The sequence below is a fragment of the Lysobacter sp. KACC 24251 genome (assembly GCF_057747755.1).
In genome coordinates, this window is record NZ_CM173222.1 from 2,294,899 (window position 1) to 2,311,478 (window position 16,580).

At 68.2% G+C, this 16,580-nt stretch carries 17 protein-coding genes and 1 tRNA gene; 8 read left to right on the forward strand and 10 right to left on the reverse strand.

The genetic code is table 11. From position 1 onward, the window contains the following. The first annotated feature begins 12 nt into the window (after positions 1 to 12). Both AC3ARF_RS10755 and upp read left to right on the forward strand, forming a co-directional pair. Positions 13 to 1,509 carry an aminotransferase class III-fold pyridoxal phosphate-dependent enzyme gene (locus tag AC3ARF_RS10755; protein WP_498927806.1) on the forward strand — a complete coding sequence of 499 codons (1,497 nt, stop codon included), beginning with the start codon at positions 13 to 15 and terminating at the stop codon, positions 1,507 to 1,509. Positions 1,510 to 1,624: 115 nt separating this feature from the next. Then, positions 1,625 to 2,254: a uracil phosphoribosyltransferase gene (upp, locus tag AC3ARF_RS10760; RefSeq protein ID WP_498927808.1), complete on the forward strand. Its 630-nt coding sequence runs from the start codon at positions 1,625 to 1,627 to the stop codon at positions 2,252 to 2,254. On the opposite strand, the gene AC3ARF_RS10765 is transcribed toward upp, so the two are convergent. The 7 genes from AC3ARF_RS10765 to rsmD all read right to left on the reverse strand — a co-directional run bounded on the left by AC3ARF_RS10765 (position 2,251) and on the right by rsmD (position 7,790). Beyond that, on the reverse strand, positions 2,251 to 2,982 hold the full coding sequence (locus AC3ARF_RS10765; RefSeq protein WP_498927809.1) for a TMEM43 family protein: 732 nt from the start codon (positions 2,980 to 2,982) through the stop codon (positions 2,251 to 2,253). The two genes, upp and AC3ARF_RS10765, sit on opposite strands and share 4 nt — an antisense overlap. Continuing rightward, the gene (locus AC3ARF_RS10770) at positions 2,979 to 3,869 is read right to left on the reverse strand and encodes an MBL fold metallo-hydrolase (protein ID WP_498927811.1); all 891 of its coding nucleotides are present in this window, start codon (positions 3,867 to 3,869) and stop codon (positions 2,979 to 2,981) included. Before AC3ARF_RS10770 ends, AC3ARF_RS10765 begins: the two co-directional genes overlap by 4 nt. A 75-nt stretch (positions 3,870 to 3,944) precedes the next feature. Then, complete coding sequence (gene ggt, locus AC3ARF_RS10775) at positions 3,945 to 5,738, reverse strand: gamma-glutamyltransferase (RefSeq protein WP_498927813.1); 1,794 nt, start codon at positions 5,736 to 5,738, stop codon at positions 3,945 to 3,947. Positions 5,739 to 5,744: 6 nt separating this feature from the next. Next, a complete protein-coding gene (locus AC3ARF_RS10780; protein ID WP_498927815.1) occupies positions 5,745 to 5,993 on the reverse strand; it encodes a YfhL family 4Fe-4S dicluster ferredoxin in 249 nt (82 codons plus the stop codon). Between the two features lie 69 nt (positions 5,994 to 6,062). After that, entirely contained in the window at positions 6,063 to 6,560 is a 498-nt protein-coding gene (locus tag AC3ARF_RS10785) for a hypothetical protein (RefSeq protein WP_498927817.1), read from the reverse strand. 42 nt (positions 6,561 to 6,602) lie between these two features. Further along, positions 6,603 to 7,106 (reverse strand): pantetheine-phosphate adenylyltransferase, encoded by a 504-nt coding sequence (gene coaD / locus AC3ARF_RS10790; RefSeq protein WP_498927818.1) that lies wholly within the window; start codon positions 7,104 to 7,106, stop codon positions 6,603 to 6,605. 57 nt (positions 7,107 to 7,163) lie between these two features. Further along, positions 7,164 to 7,790 (reverse strand): 16S rRNA (guanine(966)-N(2))-methyltransferase RsmD, encoded by a 627-nt coding sequence (gene rsmD, locus AC3ARF_RS10795; RefSeq protein ID WP_498927820.1) that lies wholly within the window; start codon positions 7,788 to 7,790, stop codon positions 7,164 to 7,166. Between the two features lie 67 nt (positions 7,791 to 7,857). On the opposite strand from rsmD, the gene ftsY reads away from it, so the two are divergent. The 4 genes from ftsY (at position 7,858) to AC3ARF_RS10815 (ending at position 11,864) form a co-directional block, all read left to right on the forward strand. Next, on the forward strand, positions 7,858 to 9,144 hold the full coding sequence (ftsY, locus tag AC3ARF_RS10800) for a signal recognition particle-docking protein FtsY (protein WP_498927822.1): 1,287 nt from the start codon (positions 7,858 to 7,860) through the stop codon (positions 9,142 to 9,144). 42 nt (positions 9,145 to 9,186) lie between these two features. After that, positions 9,187 to 10,485, forward strand: a complete 1,299-nt coding sequence (locus AC3ARF_RS10805; RefSeq protein ID WP_498927824.1) for an AsmA family protein — start codon at positions 9,187 to 9,189, stop codon at positions 10,483 to 10,485. After that, on the forward strand, positions 10,482 to 11,525 hold the full coding sequence (mutY, locus tag AC3ARF_RS10810) for an A/G-specific adenine glycosylase (protein WP_498927826.1): 1,044 nt from the start codon (positions 10,482 to 10,484) through the stop codon (positions 11,523 to 11,525). Before AC3ARF_RS10805 ends, mutY begins: the two co-directional genes overlap by 4 nt. Positions 11,526 to 11,591: 66 nt before the next feature. Continuing rightward, positions 11,592 to 11,864: an oxidative damage protection protein gene (locus tag AC3ARF_RS10815; RefSeq protein WP_498927827.1), complete on the forward strand. Its 273-nt coding sequence runs from the start codon at positions 11,592 to 11,594 to the stop codon at positions 11,862 to 11,864. Here AC3ARF_RS10815 and AC3ARF_RS10820 read toward each other — a convergent pair. After that, positions 11,843 to 12,280: a DUF6491 family protein gene (locus AC3ARF_RS10820; RefSeq protein ID WP_498927829.1), complete on the reverse strand. Its 438-nt coding sequence runs from the start codon at positions 12,278 to 12,280 to the stop codon at positions 11,843 to 11,845. The two genes, AC3ARF_RS10815 and AC3ARF_RS10820, sit on opposite strands and share 22 nt — an antisense overlap. A gap of 165 nt (positions 12,281 to 12,445) precedes the next feature. On the opposite strand from AC3ARF_RS10820, the gene AC3ARF_RS10825 reads away from it, so the two are divergent. Both AC3ARF_RS10825 and AC3ARF_RS10830 read left to right on the forward strand, forming a co-directional pair. Further along, a tRNA-Phe gene (locus AC3ARF_RS10825) sits at positions 12,446 to 12,521 on the forward strand. A 217-nt stretch (positions 12,522 to 12,738) separates the two neighbouring features. Then, on the forward strand, positions 12,739 to 12,966 hold the full coding sequence (locus tag AC3ARF_RS10830) for a hypothetical protein (RefSeq protein ID WP_498927831.1): 228 nt from the start codon (positions 12,739 to 12,741) through the stop codon (positions 12,964 to 12,966). Here the strand turns inward: AC3ARF_RS10830 and panE are convergent. Both panE and AC3ARF_RS10840 read right to left on the reverse strand, forming a co-directional pair. Beyond that, on the reverse strand, positions 12,918 to 13,847 hold the full coding sequence (gene panE, locus AC3ARF_RS10835) for a 2-dehydropantoate 2-reductase (RefSeq protein WP_498927832.1): 930 nt from the start codon (positions 13,845 to 13,847) through the stop codon (positions 12,918 to 12,920). The genes AC3ARF_RS10830 and panE overlap by 49 nt on opposite strands. Positions 13,848 to 13,981: 134 nt before the next feature. Then, complete coding sequence (locus AC3ARF_RS10840) at positions 13,982 to 16,462, reverse strand: S8 family serine peptidase (protein ID WP_498927834.1); 2,481 nt, start codon at positions 16,460 to 16,462, stop codon at positions 13,982 to 13,984. Positions 16,463 to 16,580 lie beyond the last annotated feature (118 nt).

A 16,580-nucleotide genomic window follows, 5' to 3' on the forward strand; every position in this document is an offset into this window, starting at 1 on the left:
GGGAGGGCGCCCATGACCATCCTCGACAACCTCGCGCCGCTGCGCGCCCACGGCGGCGCGCGGCGCACCCTCGGCCTGGATGACGCCACCGTCCTGCGCTTTGCCGCGACCCACCCGGAGTTGGGCGAGGCCATCGAAGCCGCCGCCGCCGAGTACGCGCGGGTCAAGGCCGACGTCGCCGACCTGCTGGACCTGGACGAGGACGCGCAGATCCACGCCCTGCAGGCCGGCTACGTCAATTTCTATGCTGACGATGCGGTCAACCCCTACGTCGCGCTGACCGCCCGCGGCCCGTGGATCGTGACCCTCAAGGGCGCGGTGCTGCACGACTCCGGCGGCTACGGCATGCTCGGTTTCGGCCACGCACCCAAGGCGGTGATCGAGGCAATGGCCAAGCCGCAGGCGATGGCCAACATCATGACCCCGTCACTCTCGCACCTGCGCTTCGAGCGCGCCCTGCGCGCGGCCATCGGCACCACGCGGGGCGGCTGCCCGTACGACAAGTTCCTGTGCCTGAACTCCGGCTCGGAGTCGGTGTCGCTGGCGTCGCGCATCGTCGACACCAATGCCAAGCTGATGACGGATGCGGGCGCCCGCCACGCCGGCCGCGCCATCAAGCGCCTGGTGGTCAAGGGCAGCTTCCACGGCCGCACGGAGCGCCCGGCGCTGTATTCGGACTCCAGCCGCAAGACCTACCTGCAGCACCTGGCCAGCTTCCGCGGCGAGGACAGCGTGCTGGCCGTGGAACCCTACGACGTGGCCGCGCTGAAGCAGATCTTCGCCGATGCCGACGCCAACGGCTGGTTCATCGAGGCGATGTTCCTGGAGCCGGTGATGGGCGAAGGCGATCCGGGCCGCAGCGTGCCGGTGGAGTTCTACAACGCCGCCCGCGCGCTTACCAAGGCGCACGGCGCGATGCTGCTGGTCGACTCGATCCAGGCCGGCCTGCGTGCCAACGGCGTGCTGTCGATCGTGGACTACCCCGGCTTCGAAGGCGTGGAAGCGCCGGACATGGAGACCTACTCCAAGGCGCTCAATGCCGGCCAGTACCCGCTGTCGGTGCTCGCCGTCAGCAAGCAGGCCGCGGAGACCTACCGGAAGGGCCTGTACGGCAACACCATGACCACCAATCCGCGCGCACTGGACGTGGCCTGCGCGGTGCTGAAGCAGGTCACTCCGGCCGTGCGCGACAACATCCGTACGCGCGGCACCGAGGCCTTGCAGAAACTGGAAGCGTTGAAGGGCCAGCTGGGCGGCGCGATCACCAAGGTGCAGGGCACCGGCCTGCTGTTCTCCTGCGAGCTCGCGCCCGAGTTCAAGTGTTACGGCGCCCGCTCCACCGAGGAGTGGCTGCGCGAGCACGGTATCGGCGTGATCCACGGTGGGGCCAACTCGCTCCGCTTCACCCCCACCTTCACCATCACCAGCGAGGAGATCGACCTGCTGGTGGCGATGGTCGGGCGCGCCCTGAAGGAAGGTCCCCGCGCCACGCAGGCCGTGGCTGCCTGAGCGCACGCTCCATCGTGATGGGCAACGACGAGGCCGGGCATGTCCCGGCCTCGTCCGTTGTGCCAACCGTGCCGTGGTCAGCTAGGCTGTCGGCGTCCCCTGCCCGGCCTGTCGCATGAAGACTGTCGAAGTCCAGCACCCCCTCGTCCAGCACAAGATGGGACTGATGCGCCGCAAGGACATCAGCAACAAGGAGTTCCGCGAACTGGTGGCCGAGGTCGGCACGCTGGTGGCCTTCGAGGCCACGCGCGACCTGGCGACCGAGGACGCCGTCATCGAAGGTTGGGCCGGGCCGACGCACGTGCGGCGCCTGGCCGCCAAGGTCACGCTGGTCCCGATCCTGCGTGCGGGCCTGGGCATGCTGCAGGGAGTGCTGGTGGCGCTTCCCACCGCGCGCATTGGCGTGGTGGGCCTGAAGCGCAACGAGCAGACGCTGCGCCCTGACCGCTATTACCTCAACCTCCCAGCCCACATGGCCGAGCGCGTGGCGATCATCGTGGACCCCATGCTCGCCACGGGCGGCAGCACCATCGCCGCCATCGACCAGCTCAAGGCGCACGGCTGCACGCGGATCAAGGGCCTGTTCCTGGTCGCCGCGCCAGAGGGCCTGCGCGCGGTGGAAGCGGCGCATCCTGACTTCGAGGTCTATACCGCCGCGATCGATGAGCGGCTCAACGACGTCGGATACATCCTCCCCGGCCTCGGCGACGCAGGCGACAAGTTGTTCGGAACCGACCTGGTCTAGTGTCGCGCGTCTTTCGAGGTGCCGCGGCGCCTGCGAAGGGTCACCAGGGTAACCAGCGCGAGGCCCACCAGGCCGCCTGCACCCCATAGCCACCACAGCCAGGGGATTCCGTCGCCGTCGTCAGCCGGCTCGAGCGGCTCCTCTGGGCCGGGCGCGGGCATGGCCGGCACTGTGGCTGCCGGCAGCGGATGCCAAACTCCATCGCGGAGCTCAACCTTGCCCAACAGCGGAGGCAGCGTCAGTTCCCTCCAGGTGATCCGTAGATCGCCGATCTGCGGATCCAGCGGATTCTCACTGCTGCTCAGCCCGTCGCCGTCAGGCTGGAACGTGGCCGACAGGTTGGCGGGCAGGCGGCTGTAGCTGGGCCGGAACTCGCGCCACTCACCCAACGTGCGCAACACCTCCGGCGCCAGAGGCTTGCCGTTGAGTGTCGCGTCGGTCGCCCACCATCGTTCGCTGCCAATCGGCAGCTCGCCGGGGTTTCTGTGCGCCGGGCCAAAGTCGGTCGAATCAATCGGCCCGGCATTCCACGCCCGCGCGTAGCCTGCAGCATCACTGCGCCACTGCAGCATCTCGACCTTGCGGTCGAGGCCGAACTGCCGTGTCTCCACCCGGAAATCGGGGTCGCGAATGGCGCGGCCTGCGCGCGGCACCAGCTCCGGCACCTCCTGCGCCCGTACCTCCTGCCCTGCCAGCAGCAACGCCAGCACGGCCAGCGCAAACCTCATGCCGCCAGTGCCCTGGCGTGCAGTTCGGCGACCTCGTGGGTGGTGCCGAACTTGCCCTTTTCATCGCGCGTCACCTGGGCCAGCGCGCAACCCGGGTCATGGGTGAAGAACAGATGCACATTGCGGGTCAGCTTGTCGGCAAGGAATGACTTCTTCTCGTCGATCAGCAATTCCGCATTGCGGTCGTAACCCATCGTGATCGGCACGTGCACCCAGGGCCGCCCTGGGATCAGGTCGGCGCAGAACACCACCCCGCCGTGCGGCTGGCCCTCCACGGTTTCCGGGCCAACGATCTCCGACAGCATCAGGCCGGGCGTATGGCCGCTGCTGAAATGGAAGCGGACGCTATCGCCCAGCGTGCGGCTGTGCGGGCCATCCACCAATTCCAGACGGCCGGTGGCTTCGATCAGGGCAGGCAGTTCCGGAATGAAGCTGGCCCGGTCGCGCGCGTGCGGCTGCAAGGCGCGCTCCCAATGCTCGCGCCCCACGACGTAGGTTGCGTTCGGGAACACCAGCCGCGGAGGCTGGCCTTCCTCCCACTGCGCGAGCAGGCCGCCCGCATGGTCGAAGTGCAGGTGCGAAAGCACGACCACGTCGATGTCTTCCGGCTTGAACCCGGCGGCGGCGAGCGAGTCGAGCAGTACATGACGCTCTTCGACCACGCCATAACGCTCTCGCAACTTGGGCTCGAAGAAGGCACCGATGCCCGCTTCGAACAGCACGGTCTTGCCGGCGAGCGGACTGGCCAGCAACGCCCGGCACGCGAGCTCGATCCGGTTCTGTTCGTCCGGCGGCGCCCACTTGGACCACATCGCGCGCGGCGCGTTGCCAAACATCGCGCCGCCGTCGAGCTTCTGGCTGTTTCCCAGCAGCGACCAGAGTTTCATGTCCCACCACCTCACGCGCACATCCCGATGACTGGCCCATGATACCGCCGTCACCAGCAGGTGACCCGCAGGCACCTACTTCTGCGCGGGCGCCAGCAGCACGTCGGCTTTGCCAACCGGATTGCGCGGATCGGTGCCACCTTCCAGCGTGTTCTGCGCCTTGTCCCAAGCCACCGTCTGCAGGTTGCCCCACGGCTGTTCGGCGGCATTGACCTTGTGGCCCATCGCTTCCAGCGCCTTGACGGTTTCCGGTGCCAACGCGCCGGCTTCGGCGGAAATCACGTCCGGCATCCACTGGTGGTGGATTCGTGGCAGCGCCGCGACCTGCTGCGAGCTCAGGCCATCGTCGTAGCCCAGGATGCCAAGCAGCACTTCGGTAATGATGCGGCTGCCGCCGGGGGCACCAATCGCCGCCACCTTGTCCTTGGACTCGATGAAGCTCGGTGTCATCGAGCTGAGCATGCGTTTGCCAGCCTTCGGTGCGTTGGCTTCGAAGCCCATCACTCCGAAGGCGTTGGGCGTGCCGGGGCGCAGCGCGAAGTCGTCCATTTCGTTGTTGAGCAGCACCCCGGTGCCCGGCGCCACCATGCCAGAGCCATAAAGCAGGTTCACCGTCTGCGTCGCCGAAACGCGGTTGCCTTCGGCGTCGATGATCGAGAAGTGGGTGGTTTCATCATCCTCCAGCGGCGCCGGCCGGCCCGAAAGCAATTCGCTGGGCAGCGCCTTTTCCGGATGGATCGACGCACGCTGGCCCGCCGCGTACTCGCGGCTGGTGAGGCGCGCCACCGGCACCTTCACGAAGTCTGGATCGCCAAGATAGATGGTGCGGTCCCGATAGGCCCGACGCATCGCCTCGGTGACCAGGTGGGTGCGTTGCGCGGCATCGAGCTTGGACAGATCCCAGCCCTCGAGGATCTGCAGGATCTGCGCCATCGCCACGCCACCCGACGACGGCGGCGGCGCGGTGGTGACATCCCAGCCGCGGTACTTGAAGCGCAACGGCTCGCGCTCCTTGACGCGGTAGCCGGCGAGCTCGTCGGCACGCCACTTGCCACCCTCCTCCTTAACCGAGGCGAGCAGCTTCTTCGCCACCTCGCCGCGGTAGAAGCCGTCGAAGCCCTTTTCACCCAGCAGTTCCAGCGTGCGTGCCAGGTCGGACTGCCTGAGCACTTCGCCCACCTGCGGCGGCGTGCCGTCGGCGAGGAACACCGCGCGGGTACCGCGATAGCGTTCCATCACCTCGCGGCGGGCGCCATAGCCCCGCTCCAGGCGCGCGTAGATCGGGAACCCCGCGCGGGCGATGCGAATGGCCGGTGCCAGTGAAGCCTTCAATGGCAGTCGACCGTAGCGTTCGGCGAGGTGCACCAGTGCCGCGGGCAGGCCGGGAATGCCAGCCGACCACGGGCCGTTGACCGAACGATCGCGGTTGAGCTCGCCCTTGGCATCGAGGAACGCTTCCGGCGTGGCGGATTCGGGCGCCGTCTCACGTGCATCCACGAAGACGTCCCGGCCGCTGCGCGCGTCGTGCAGGAGGAAGAAGCCGCCGCCGCCGATGCCCGAACTGATCGGCTCGACCACCGACAACACCGCCGACACCGCGATCGCCGCATCGAAGGCGTTGCCCCCGGCGCGGATGATCTCCAGGCCGGCATCGGTGGACAGCGCGTGGGCGCTGGCGATCACCGCACCCGGCGGAGTGGCCTTCGACGGCCGGGTCGACGCCGAATCCCTGGCCGCGCGCCCCGGTGTGCTCTCTGTTTTCTCCGTCGCGACATCCACCGCAGCGGCACGCACGACCATGACCGGCGCAAACGACAGGCCGACCGCCAACAACACCAACGCGGTCCGTGCGCGCAGATCAATGGGCATGCAAAGTCACTCCTGCTGCAACCTCGCCAGCTTGGCGAGCAGTTGCTCCTGGGATTCGGGATGGTCTGGATCGGGGTCGATGCACTCGACCGGACAGACGACCACGCACTGTGGTTCGTCGAAGTGACCGACGCATTCGGTGCAGCGCGCCGGATCGATCACATAGATGGTCTCGCCCTGCGAAATGGCCTGGTTGGGGCAGGCGGGTTCACAGACGTCGCAATTGACGCAGAGTTCGTTGATTTTCAGCGACATGGCGGTGGGGCGCCAGTACGCCGGCTGGTCCTGCCGCGCCCATTGCGGGCGCGGCAGGAGCGAGGCCGGTTACTTGGTCTCGATGAACTTGTAGTCGACGCCGGCCGGGGCGACGGCAGCCTTGACCCGCTCGTTGTCCTCGGCCTTGCCCAGGAACAGGATCTTCACGCCCTTCATCGAACCGGCCTGTACCTGGCCGAACGAGGCGACCACGAGGTCAGCCATCTTGGCCGAGGACGGCGATCCGTAGGCCACCAGGTTGCCCTCGAGGATGCCGCGCTGCAGGTCGGTGGAGGCCTGCTCCAGCAGGCGGTCGTAGTAGCCCTGGAAGTCCGGGGTTTCCTCGGCCGGCAGGAAGTACAGGTACGGCTGGCCGGTCACGCCATCGAGGTTGCGCTTGACGACTTCCTGCAGGTAGGTGCCCCACGCGTTCTCGTCATTGGTGGTCGGCGCGACCAGCGGCGCCTCGACGACGGCTTCCGGCTTGGCAGCCTCTTCCTTCTTGCACGCGGCCAGCAGCGGCAGCACAAGGCAGGCGGTGAGCATCAGGCGGGTGGTGGTCTTCATCGGGGAGCCCCTGTTGTGGTGGGTGTTGCGGATGGAAAGGAGTCAGTCTGCCGCACGGCGCCACTGCGCCTGCAGCGCGGCGGCCACGGCGGGCGGCACGAAGCCGGAGACGTCGCCGCCCAAGCGCGAGATTTCGCGCACCAGCGACGAGGAGATGAAGCCATATTGTTCGGCCGGCGTCAGGAACAGCGTTTCCACCTCCGGAATGAGGTGGCGGTTCATGCTGGCGAGCTGGAACTCGTACTCGAAGTCCGACACGGCGCGCAGGCCGCGCAGCAACACACCGCCGCCCACCTCGGCCACGAAATGCGCCAGCAGGCAATTGAAGCCACGGACTTCCACGTTGGCGTGGTGGGCCACCGCCTGGCGCGCCAGCTCCACGCGCAGCTCCAGCGGCAGCGCGGGGCCCTTGCCGGGGCTTTCGGCCACGCCAATGATCAGCCGCTCGAACAGCGGCGCCGCGCGGTCGACGAGGTCGACATGGCCATTGGTGATCGGGTCGAACGTGCCGGGATAAACGGCGATGCGTTGTCGGGCCGCGGTCATGCGTAGGTCATTCGCTGGAGGTGGCGCAACGGAAAGTGTCGGCCGGACCGGCCGCGTTCACGCCAGTGTATCAGTGGCCGCCGGGCGCCGCCGGTACAGCGCGTAGCGGACTTCGCGGGTGCGGCCCTCGCGGTGCAGGTGCCAGTCCGCGGGCAGCTCCGGAGCCTGGTCAGCCGGGGATTCCACGTACAGCAAGGCCGTGGGCGCCAGCCGGGCGGTGAGCCGCGGCATCACCGTGGACCACATCTCCGCCGCGAAGGGCGGGTCCAGGAAGGCCAGGTCGAATGGATCCCCGCCATCCGTGGCCAGCCATGCCATGGCGTCGGTATTGACCACCTGCGCCGCATCCCCGCCCTCCAGGCGGGCCAAGGTGCGCGTCAGCGCCGTGGCCAGGGCGCGGTCGCGTTCGACCAGGACCGCCGAAGCGGCACCCCGCGACAGCGCCTCCAGGCCCAGCGCGCCACTGCCGGCGAACAGGTCCAGGACCCGGGCGCCCGGCAGCATCGGCATCAGCCAGTTGAACAGGGTCTCGCGCACCCGGTCCGCGGTGGGGCGCAGGCCCGGTGACTCCGGCACGTCGAGCCGCGTGCCACGCCACTTGCCGCCGATCAGCCGCACACGCCCGGGCGCGCCGTTCGCGGGCGGACGGGGGGCTGAGGGCCGGGGGGAACGGGGAGGTTTCATCGGGGGCTCGCGGGGGCCGGTGCTAGCATGTGCACATTCTCGCGCATTCACGGAATGTCACCACGCGATGCTCAGTTTTTTCCGCCGCAAGAAGCCCGAAGCGGCCCCCACCGATGCCAGCAAGCGCCTCAGCGTGGAAGAGTTGGCCGCGGCCTTCCCCCACGCCGACACCCCAACCCCAACCGATGCGCCGGCCCACAATTCGACGCCCACCACGGGGGCCGAGCCGCCCCTTGAGGCGACCAGTGCCGTAGTTGGCCCGGGCCTGGATCCGGGCCTGACCATCGCCGCCCCGGCGGAGCCCGTTCCGGCCGAGGTGATCGCAGCCGCGCTCGAAACCGACTCCGCGCCTGGGCACCCAACTCCCGACACCGTGTCAGGCGACCAACCGCGCCCCGTCGCCACCCCGAATACCACGGCGGTTGACGCCTCCGATGGCAAGAAGGGCTGGCGCGACCGCCTGCGTGGTACCGCGTTCGCGCGCGCCTTCGGCGGCCTGTTCTCGCGCAATCCCAAACTCGACGACGACTTGCTGGACGAGGTCGAGACCGCCCTGCTCACCGCCGACGTGGGCGTAGCCGCCACTACCCAACTGGTGGAAAGCCTGCGCAAGCGCATGAAGGCGCGCGAGTTCGCCGACGCCCACGCGCTGCTGGCTGCGCTGCGCGCCGACCTGCTGGCGATGCTGCGCCCCGTGGCCGTACCGCTGCAGATCGACACCACTGCCAAGCCCTTCGTGTTGCTGACGGTAGGGGTCAACGGAGTCGGCAAGACCACGACCATCGGCAAGCTAGCCAAGCGTTTCAAGGACGAAGGTCGCCCGCTGATGCTGGCCGCCGGCGACACCTTCCGCGCGGCGGCGGTGGCGCAGTTGCAGGCCTGGGGCGATCGCAATGGCGTGCCCGTGGTTGCACAGGGCCAGAACGCCGACGCCGCCTCGGTGGCATTCGATGCCCTGCAGGCCGCCAAGGCGCGCGGCACCGAGGTACTGATCGCCGACACCGCCGGCCGTCTGCACACGCAACAGGGTCTGATGGCCGAACTGGGCAAGATCAAGCGCGTGCTGGCCAAGCTCGACCCCACCGCGCCGCACGAGGTGCTGATGGTGATCGACGGCACCACCGGCCAGAACGCGCTGTCGCAGTTGCGCCAATTCCACGCCGCAGTGGGCGTGACCGGCCTGGTGGTGACAAAGCTCGATGGCACGGCCAAGGGCGGCGTGGTGTTCGCGCTGGCCCGCGAGTTTGGCATCCCCATCCGATTCGCCGGCATCGGTGAGCGCCCTGAAGACCTGCGCGTGTTCGACGCCGAGGCCTTCATCGACGCGCTGCTGCCCGAGGCGCTGGGCGCATAGGCGCCGCAGCATGACGTTGCTGCCCGGGGCCGCCGCAGGATGATGGCGAAGCGCAGGCTCATCCTGATCGCGGTGCTGGCCCTGGTGGTGGCAGGTATCGCCGCGCTGCTGTTCTGGACCAGCCGGCCGCCGCAGTTCGCATCGCTGGTCACCGGCACCTTGGGGCGCTCGCTCGGCCTGGAGATAACGGTCGGCGGCGCCAGCGAATACCGCCTGCGGGGTGCGCCCGTGCTTGTGGTGCGCGACGTGGTCGTGCGTGAACCGGGAGCAGCCACGCCTTTGCTGCGTGCCGACCGCATCCATGTCTCCGTACCGTGGTCAACCGTACGCAGCCGCGGCAAGACGCTGTCGATCCGCTGCATCGAGCTCGACAGCCCTCGCCTGGACCTGGCCGCGCTGCAGCACTGGCTGTCGACGCGTCCACCCGGCGAGGAACGCATTCCCACCCTCACCGATGGGCTGGCGATCAACAACGGCACCGTCATCGCCGCCGGCTGGTCCCTCGATGGGATCGACGCCACGCTGCCCTCCGTCCATCCAGACCGACCAGCGCATGCACGCGTGCGTGGTCGCTACGTGGATGCGCCCCTCCACATCCCCTTTGACCTGGATCTCGCGCTTTCGCGCCCCGCGCGCCGCGCGGACCTGCGCGCACAGGGCGAGCTCACCCTGGACCATGGCGACTGGTCGATGCCGTCGTCGATCATCGTGTCCGGCCCGCTTGATTTCGGCGAGGACGCGATTCGCCTGACACCGGCGCGCATCGGCATCGACACGCAATACGTGAGCAAGGAGCAGCGCATCCCGTTCGCGTTGGGCCTGCATGGGCCCCTGGCGTTCGAAGACGCAAGCTGGAGGCTGTCACCCGCACACGTGGTGCTGCGCCCCCGCCCCGCGACGCCGGGCGCCAAACCGGAGCCGTCGATCGTTCCCGATCTAGACGCACGCGGCCGGCTGGCATTGGGCGGGCGCCTGTCGTTGCTGCTGGGCGGCACGATCCCCCGCTGGCCTGCTGCATGGCCGACACTGCCCCCGCCCATCGGTCAGTCCACCTCGCCGCTGCCCTTCGGCCTTGCCTACGAAGGTGCCACCGACCTCACCGATACCACGGCACTCAGCCTGCGCCGCGACGCCACGCGCTTTGACGGGCGCTTCCGCGTTCCGGCAGTACTGGAATGGACACGCGCGGCGACGGCCGGCAATCCACTGCCGCCACTGGATGGCACCCTCAGCACGCCGCAACTCGAAATCGCTGGCGCGCAGCTGCAAGGGGTGGAAGTCGAATTCGAAGGCGACGGCGTGGACGCCAGCACGGCTGCATCACCCACCCCATCGCCATGACCCAGGACGCCTTCGCCAAACGCCTGCTGGGCTGGTTCGACGTGTCCGGCCGCCACGACCTGCCCTGGCAGCATCCGCGCACGCCGTACCGGGTGTGGCTGTCGGAGATCATGCTGCAGCAGACCCAGGTCAAGACCGCGACGCCGTATTTCGAGCGCTTCGTCGCCGCGCTGCCGTCGTTGCAGGCACTGGCCGCCGCACCGCTGGATGACGTGCTCGCGCTGTGGTCCGGACTGGGCTACTACGCCCGCGCGCGCAACCTGCATGCCGCCGCCCAGCGCTGCGTGGAGCTGCACGGTGGCGACCTGCCCCGCGACATCGAGGCCCTCACCGCCCTGCCCGGCATCGGTCGCAGCACGGCCGCGGCGATCCTGTCGCAGGCGTGGGGTGACCGCCACGCGATCCTGGACGGCAACGTGAAGCGCGTGCTCAGCCGCTACCACGGCGTCGACGGGTGGCCCGGCCAGCCCGCGGTGGAGAAGCGGCTGTGGGCCTTCGCCGAGGCGCACCTGCCTGCCACACGCATGGCCGACTACACCCAGGCGCAAATGGACCTGGGCGCGACACTGTGCACGCGCAGCGACCCTGCGTGCGTACTGTGTCCGCTGCAGGACGATTGCATGGCCCGCCGCGAAGGCCGCACCGCCGAACTGCCTACCCCCAAGCCGGGCAAACCGCTGCCGCAGCGTCATGCCCAAGTCCTGTGGCTGGAAGACGCCGCCGGCCGCATCCTGCTGCAACGACGCCCGCCCACCGGCATCTGGGCCTCGTTGTGGACGCTGCCGCAGGCCGACGACGACGCCGCGGCCCGGGAGTGGTTCCGCAGCCACGTGGAAGGTGATTTCGCCAGCACCGAAGGCCTCGCGCCCGTCGCGCACGCCTTCAGCCACTACAAGCTGGAATTGCAGCCGCTGCGCGTGCGCCCGGTCGCCCTGCGCGCACGCGTGGGCGACAATGACGACCTGCGCTGGGTCGCACGCGGCGAGTTGACCTCGCTGGGCATCCCCGCACCCATTCGCCGGTTGTTGACGGGCGCCTGACAGCGATCAAGGCCCGGACACCCCGGTCACCGCATCCTCTACTTTGCTCCCGCGCACGGATCCGCCATGCCCCGCACCGTCTTCTGCCAGTACGAACAACGCGACACCGAAGGCCTGGATTTCATTCCCTGGCCAGGTGAGTTGGGCAAGCGCGTGTTCGCCGGCGTGGGCAAGGCCGCGTGGGGCAAATGGCTGGCCCATCAGACCATGCTGATCAACGAGAACCGCCTCTCGCCCATGGACCCCAAGCACCGCGCCTTCCTCGAAGTCGAGATGCAGAAGTTCCTGTTCGGCGGCGGCGCGGACAAACCGGCGGGCTACGTTCCGCCGGAAGGCTGAGCCAACGCCCGGCGGTCGCTTTCGGCGTGGCGGATGGCCTTGATGTCGACCGGGCGGATCTCGCGGATCTGGCAAGGCATGGTCACCATGTTGCTATCGAGCACCATCACCTTGTCGAAGCGGGCATGGACGGTGCCCATCTGGCTGGTCACGCTGATGGCCTGCGCGAAATCCAGATCCGGACAACGGCCATTGAGCTCCAGCAGGTAGACGTCGTTGTGTCGCGCCCACACCGCAACCGCGGAGTCACCCAGCGGCGTCCAGCCATTGAGCGCCGTGAAGTAGCGGAAACTGGGCACCGGGGCGCCGGCGTGGGCGCGGTAGATGCCCAGCCGTTCGGCGTCGCTGATCCGGTTGGTGGCGCAGCCAGTGAGCGCCAGCGTGGCCGCGAAGGCCATCAGCAGCATCGTTCTCATCATCGCCTCCTCTCCGCACCGGGCGGCCAATGGGGATCCGTCGCCATGATGCGCCTTCCCGTGCAACACGAAGCTCACGGCGAAACGGCATTCAGCCACCGTGAGGCTTGCCAGCCGGCGCGGCTACGCTTATCATGCCGCCTCTCGCGTTACCGGCGAGTTGTTGGCCGGGTAGCTCAGTTGGTAGAGCAGGGGATTGAAAATCCCCGTGTCGGGGGTTCGATTCCCTCCCCGGCCACCATTTTGGTGGTTAGCGTGAAACGTAGGCCCTGCACGGCGTCATGCCCTGCGGGGTTTTTCGTTTCTGGCACCGCTGGATGCCTTGGTACCACCTTGTAGGAATTTTCCTACCCCCCAGCGCGGCATCTCCCGACATACAACGGCCCGGCAAAACGTGACCCTAGTTCCATTCCCGCGTCCATGTCGCGCGGGACCCACTTCGCAGCGGGGAGAACACCATGGGTTACCGAGTCGAGTTCCGAGCCAGGATGCCTGCGCCGCGCACCATTGACCATCGCGTCAGTCATTGCCGCTTTCCCACTCTGCTGGATGCCTCACGCATTGCGCAGGTGGAGGCCAACGCCATGGCCGCGGTGCAGGCCACCGACGTGGAGGTGCGGATCTACGATCGCCGCAATCAGCTGGCGCGCACCCTGCAGGCTTCGTACGCCTTCAAGTGCGCGTAGGCGATGTGCAGCAATGGAATGCTCGCGCGTTGGCGCCCCGCGCGTTCGATCATGTCGCCGACGATGTGATCGGCCTCGATTGGGCCACCGCGCTGGATGTCACGCAGCATCGACGCGGTCAGGGTTGAGCCCGGGTCGGTCAGGGACTGTCGCGTACGCTCGACGGTGGCTTCGTCCGGCGGATGCCCCGCCTCTGCGGCGACGGCAACGCAGTTGCCCAGCAGTTCCAGCGTGATCTCGCGCCCACCCGGGGAGGCCATGATGTCGCCCACTGGGGCACGCATGAGGCAGGTGATGCCGGCAAGCGTGGCGAGGAACACCCACTTGTCCCACATGTCCTGGACGATGCGCACGCTGGGGCGTGCCTCGAAGCCGGCGTCGGACAGAACTGCGGTGATCCGCTGCATGCGCGCGGAAGCACTGCCGTCGCGTTCGCCAAAGGTCAGGCTGTGGGTGCGGTTGAGGTGGCGGATCACGCCTTCGCCATCCAGCGTTGCGGCGATGTGGCATTGCCCGCCGAGCACCTGCGCTCCACCGAAACGCGCGTCCAGCGCGTCCAGGTGCGCCATGCCGTTGAGTAGCGGCAGGACGGCGGTGGCCGGCCCCACTGCGGGGGCCACATCCTCGATGACGGGGGCGAGGTCGTAGGCCTTGCAGCCGATGATCACCAGGTCGAAGGGCGTCGCCAGGCCCTCGCGGGTAAGGGTCTGCGGGTTGGCAAGAGTGACGTCGCCGAAGGGGCTGCGGATGCGCAAGCCTTCCCGCGACAACAATGCGGCGCGGGCGTCGCGCACCAGGAAGGTGACATCACGATCGGCCGCGGCCAGACGGCCACCGAAATAGCCGCCCACGCCACCTGCACCCACCACCAGGATCCGCATCGACTTGTCCTTGAGACTCCACCGGACACCATCTTAACGATGCTGCACGCGCGGCCCCTGCCCGCCCATGGCCGACGCAGGAAAGAAAGGGCCCGGCAATGCCGGGCCCAAGGGGTTGGAGCTTGAGCCTGCGCTCAGTCTTCCGCGCTCTGGTAGTGGCTCATGTAGCGACCCGCTGCGACGGCGTAAGCTGCGCGGGTCACAGTCTTGCCCGGGTCGAAGTAGGCATGCAACGTGGGCTGCAGGTCGAACGGACCCTGCGTCAGGGCGAAGCGCGCGTTGATCAGGCCATGGTCCAGCGCGAGCTGCACATAACCGCGCAGGCTGGCCGGGATGCTGGCAGCATCCTCCACCGGGATGCGGCGCCCGTCATGGAACACGGTCAGCTCGCCGGTGAAACCCTGCGCCTGCGACTGCAGGGCCAGCGCTTGCACCAACGAGTAGGCCAGGCTCACGCGGGTCACGCTGTCGGTGGGGCGGAAGGCGCCGTTGACCGTGCCCATCACCGCGTCCTGCGCCTGGCTGAGGTCGCGCAGGGCGCCACCGCGGGCAACCACCGACTCCACGTAGGCATACGCCGGGTTGCTGGTATCGACGTCGCTGACGGTTCGCTGGCCGTCCAGCGGCAGGTGCTGGCGGACGCTTGCGCCCATCACCAGGTACTGCGCCAGTTCGCTGCGCTTGAGGGTCTGGTCGGGACGGAACTTCTTGTCCGAGTAGCCGTCGACCAGGCGGTTGGCGACGGCGTATTCGATCGCCTGGCGCGCTGCATGGTGGGCCACGTCATCCATCCCGGTGTAGCCCCCGCTCTTGAGGAAGCTGACCTCGCCACTCACCGTGCCGGGTGCGCCGTATCCGTTGGTGACGTTGAGCGGATCGACGTCCGTGCCCGACACCGAGCCGATGCCCCGCACGCTCACCTTCCACACACCGGGCTTTCCTGGCGCACCGGTGGTCACGGTGTCACCCAGCACCGGCAATGCGATCGACGAGCCGTACTTGACGCCATCCGGGTCGGTCAGCACCAGGGCCAGCGTGTTCTCGCCGATGGTGGCGCGCGCGGAGACCCACGCGATGTCGCTGCCCACGGTGAAGGAGTACTCCTCCACTTCGCCCACCGGTGAAAAGAACACGGAGAACGGCTGGTTGGGCACACCACCAGCGAGCACTGCGTTGGCGTTGAATTCACGCAGCGCGTTGACGGTGGCGCCATGGTCGTTGCGCAGGCCCGCGGCCGCCGCGACGGCCTCGTAGGCATTGACGTGGCCAGTGCCGGCTTCCCAGTAGAGGCGGCCGGTCATGTTGGTCGCGGTGCGCTCGATGATGTCCTTGATCTGCGCCGGGTTGAGGTACGGGTTGGCCTCCAGCATCAGGGCCACGATGCCTGCCACGTGCGGGGTGGCCATCGAGGTGCCGCTCATGTGGCTGTAGTAGGGCTGGTGCGCGGGATCCAGGGTCGAATCGTCGGCCAGCAGGTGCAGGGCACCGCCCAGGGTGCGGGTGGACACGATGTCCACTCCGGTGGCGACGATGGTCGGCTCGTTGCTGTAGGTCCAGGTGCGGCCGTCGGGCATGGTGAAGGTTCCGGTTTCGCCGCGCTTGCCGCGCGAGGAGAACGAGGTGAGCACGCCGTCCTTCTCGCCGGCTCCGACCGAGATCACCCAGGGCGCCTGCGCGTACGGATTGTGGGTGTCCTCGCCTGGACCGTCGTTGCCGGCAGCGAACACGCTGACGATGCCGCGCTTGTACAACTCGTAGGTGGAGATGTTGACCGGGTTCATCGGGTCGAACTTGCCGGAGGAACCCCACGAGTTGCTGGTCACGCGGATGGTGTTGGCATAGGTGAACTGGTTGGTGGCCGCGTAGTCCAGGCCGCCGACCGCGTCGAGGATGAGCAGCACCGCACCGGAGCCGTAACCGACCAGGTCAGCACCTGGCGCCACGCCGCGGTACAGGCCGTTGGACTTGGCCCCGGTCCCACCAATGGTGCCGGCGCAGTGCGTGCCGTGGCCCGAACCCCAGTCGGTGTTGGGGATGCCTTCGAGGTAGGTGATGGGCAGCATGCTGTCGACCGCGGCCAGGTTGGTCACGCCCTGGGTGTTCTGCACGAGGTGGTCGCCGAACTTGATGTCGTCGTGGGTGCCGTCGACGCCGGAGTCGTTGACCAGCACCGCCACGCCTTTGCCGCTGTAGGGCACTGGCCGCCCGAAATCACCGGGGTTCTGCACGGTGCGCGCGGCGCCGGACATTTCACGCGCCTCCTTGTTGAAGTAGCGCAGCGGCGCGTTGAAGTAGATCGAGGCCACGTCGTCGCGCTGGGCCAGCGCGCGGATCTCGGCCGGGGTGGCCAGCGCGCCCGCGATGGGCAGGGTGCGCATGGTGATGCCCTTGGTGATGCCAAGTTGCTGCAGGGCGGCAGTCTGGGCAGCGGTCACGGGGCCGGATTGTTCGTAGCTGACCACGATCTGCAATTCTTCCGCCGGGCTGGCCGCCTGCATCAGCGAGACCAGTTGCGGGTCGAGGTGGGCATCCGCCAGGGCGACGCCACTGGCGAGCAGGCCGATTGCAATGGCGGAAAGACGGCAAGCATTACGGGGGAGTCTGTGGCGCGACATGATCAGGTACTCCGGTGGGCTTCGCCCGGGACTGGGCACGGGGCCAGCATGGAAAGCGGCCGCGCCATCGCCCATCCGGAATGGCCCCTAAAGGTGCTGGGGGAATACCCTCAGCGCC

Coding starts and splice junctions, on each gene's coding strand:
- upp (WP_498927808.1), top strand. CDS start 1,625: ATGAAGACTGTCGAAGTCCAGCACCCCCTCGTCCAGCACAAGATGGGA.
- ftsY (WP_498927822.1), top strand. CDS start 7,858: ATGCTCAGTTTTTTCCGCCGCAAGAAGCCCGAAGCGGCCCCCACCGAT.
- AC3ARF_RS10840 (WP_498927834.1), bottom strand. CDS start 16,462: ATGTCGCGCCACAGACTCCCCCGTAATGCTTGCCGTCTTTCCGCCATT.
- coaD (WP_498927818.1), bottom strand. CDS start 7,106: ATGACCGCGGCCCGACAACGCATCGCCGTTTATCCCGGCACGTTCGAC.
- AC3ARF_RS10765 (WP_498927809.1), bottom strand. CDS start 2,982: ATGAGGTTTGCGCTGGCCGTGCTGGCGTTGCTGCTGGCAGGGCAGGAG.
- AC3ARF_RS10830 (WP_498927831.1), top strand. CDS start 12,739: ATGGGTTACCGAGTCGAGTTCCGAGCCAGGATGCCTGCGCCGCGCACC.
- rsmD (WP_498927820.1), bottom strand. CDS start 7,790: ATGAAACCTCCCCGTTCCCCCCGGCCCTCAGCCCCCCGTCCGCCCGCG.
- AC3ARF_RS10785 (WP_498927817.1), bottom strand. CDS start 6,560: ATGAAGACCACCACCCGCCTGATGCTCACCGCCTGCCTTGTGCTGCCG.
- AC3ARF_RS10770 (WP_498927811.1), bottom strand. CDS start 3,869: ATGAAACTCTGGTCGCTGCTGGGAAACAGCCAGAAGCTCGACGGCGGC.
- AC3ARF_RS10820 (WP_498927829.1), bottom strand. CDS start 12,280: ATGAGAACGATGCTGCTGATGGCCTTCGCGGCCACGCTGGCGCTCACT.
- AC3ARF_RS10805 (WP_498927824.1), top strand. CDS start 9,187: ATGGCGAAGCGCAGGCTCATCCTGATCGCGGTGCTGGCCCTGGTGGTG.
- panE (WP_498927832.1), bottom strand. CDS start 13,847: ATGCGGATCCTGGTGGTGGGTGCAGGTGGCGTGGGCGGCTATTTCGGT.
- ggt (WP_498927813.1), bottom strand. CDS start 5,738: ATGCCCATTGATCTGCGCGCACGGACCGCGTTGGTGTTGTTGGCGGTC.
- AC3ARF_RS10780 (WP_498927815.1), bottom strand. CDS start 5,993: ATGTCGCTGAAAATCAACGAACTCTGCGTCAATTGCGACGTCTGTGAA.
- AC3ARF_RS10815 (WP_498927827.1), top strand. CDS start 11,592: ATGCCCCGCACCGTCTTCTGCCAGTACGAACAACGCGACACCGAAGGC.
- AC3ARF_RS10755 (WP_498927806.1), top strand. CDS start 13: ATGACCATCCTCGACAACCTCGCGCCGCTGCGCGCCCACGGCGGCGCG.
- mutY (WP_498927826.1), top strand. CDS start 10,482: ATGACCCAGGACGCCTTCGCCAAACGCCTGCTGGGCTGGTTCGACGTG.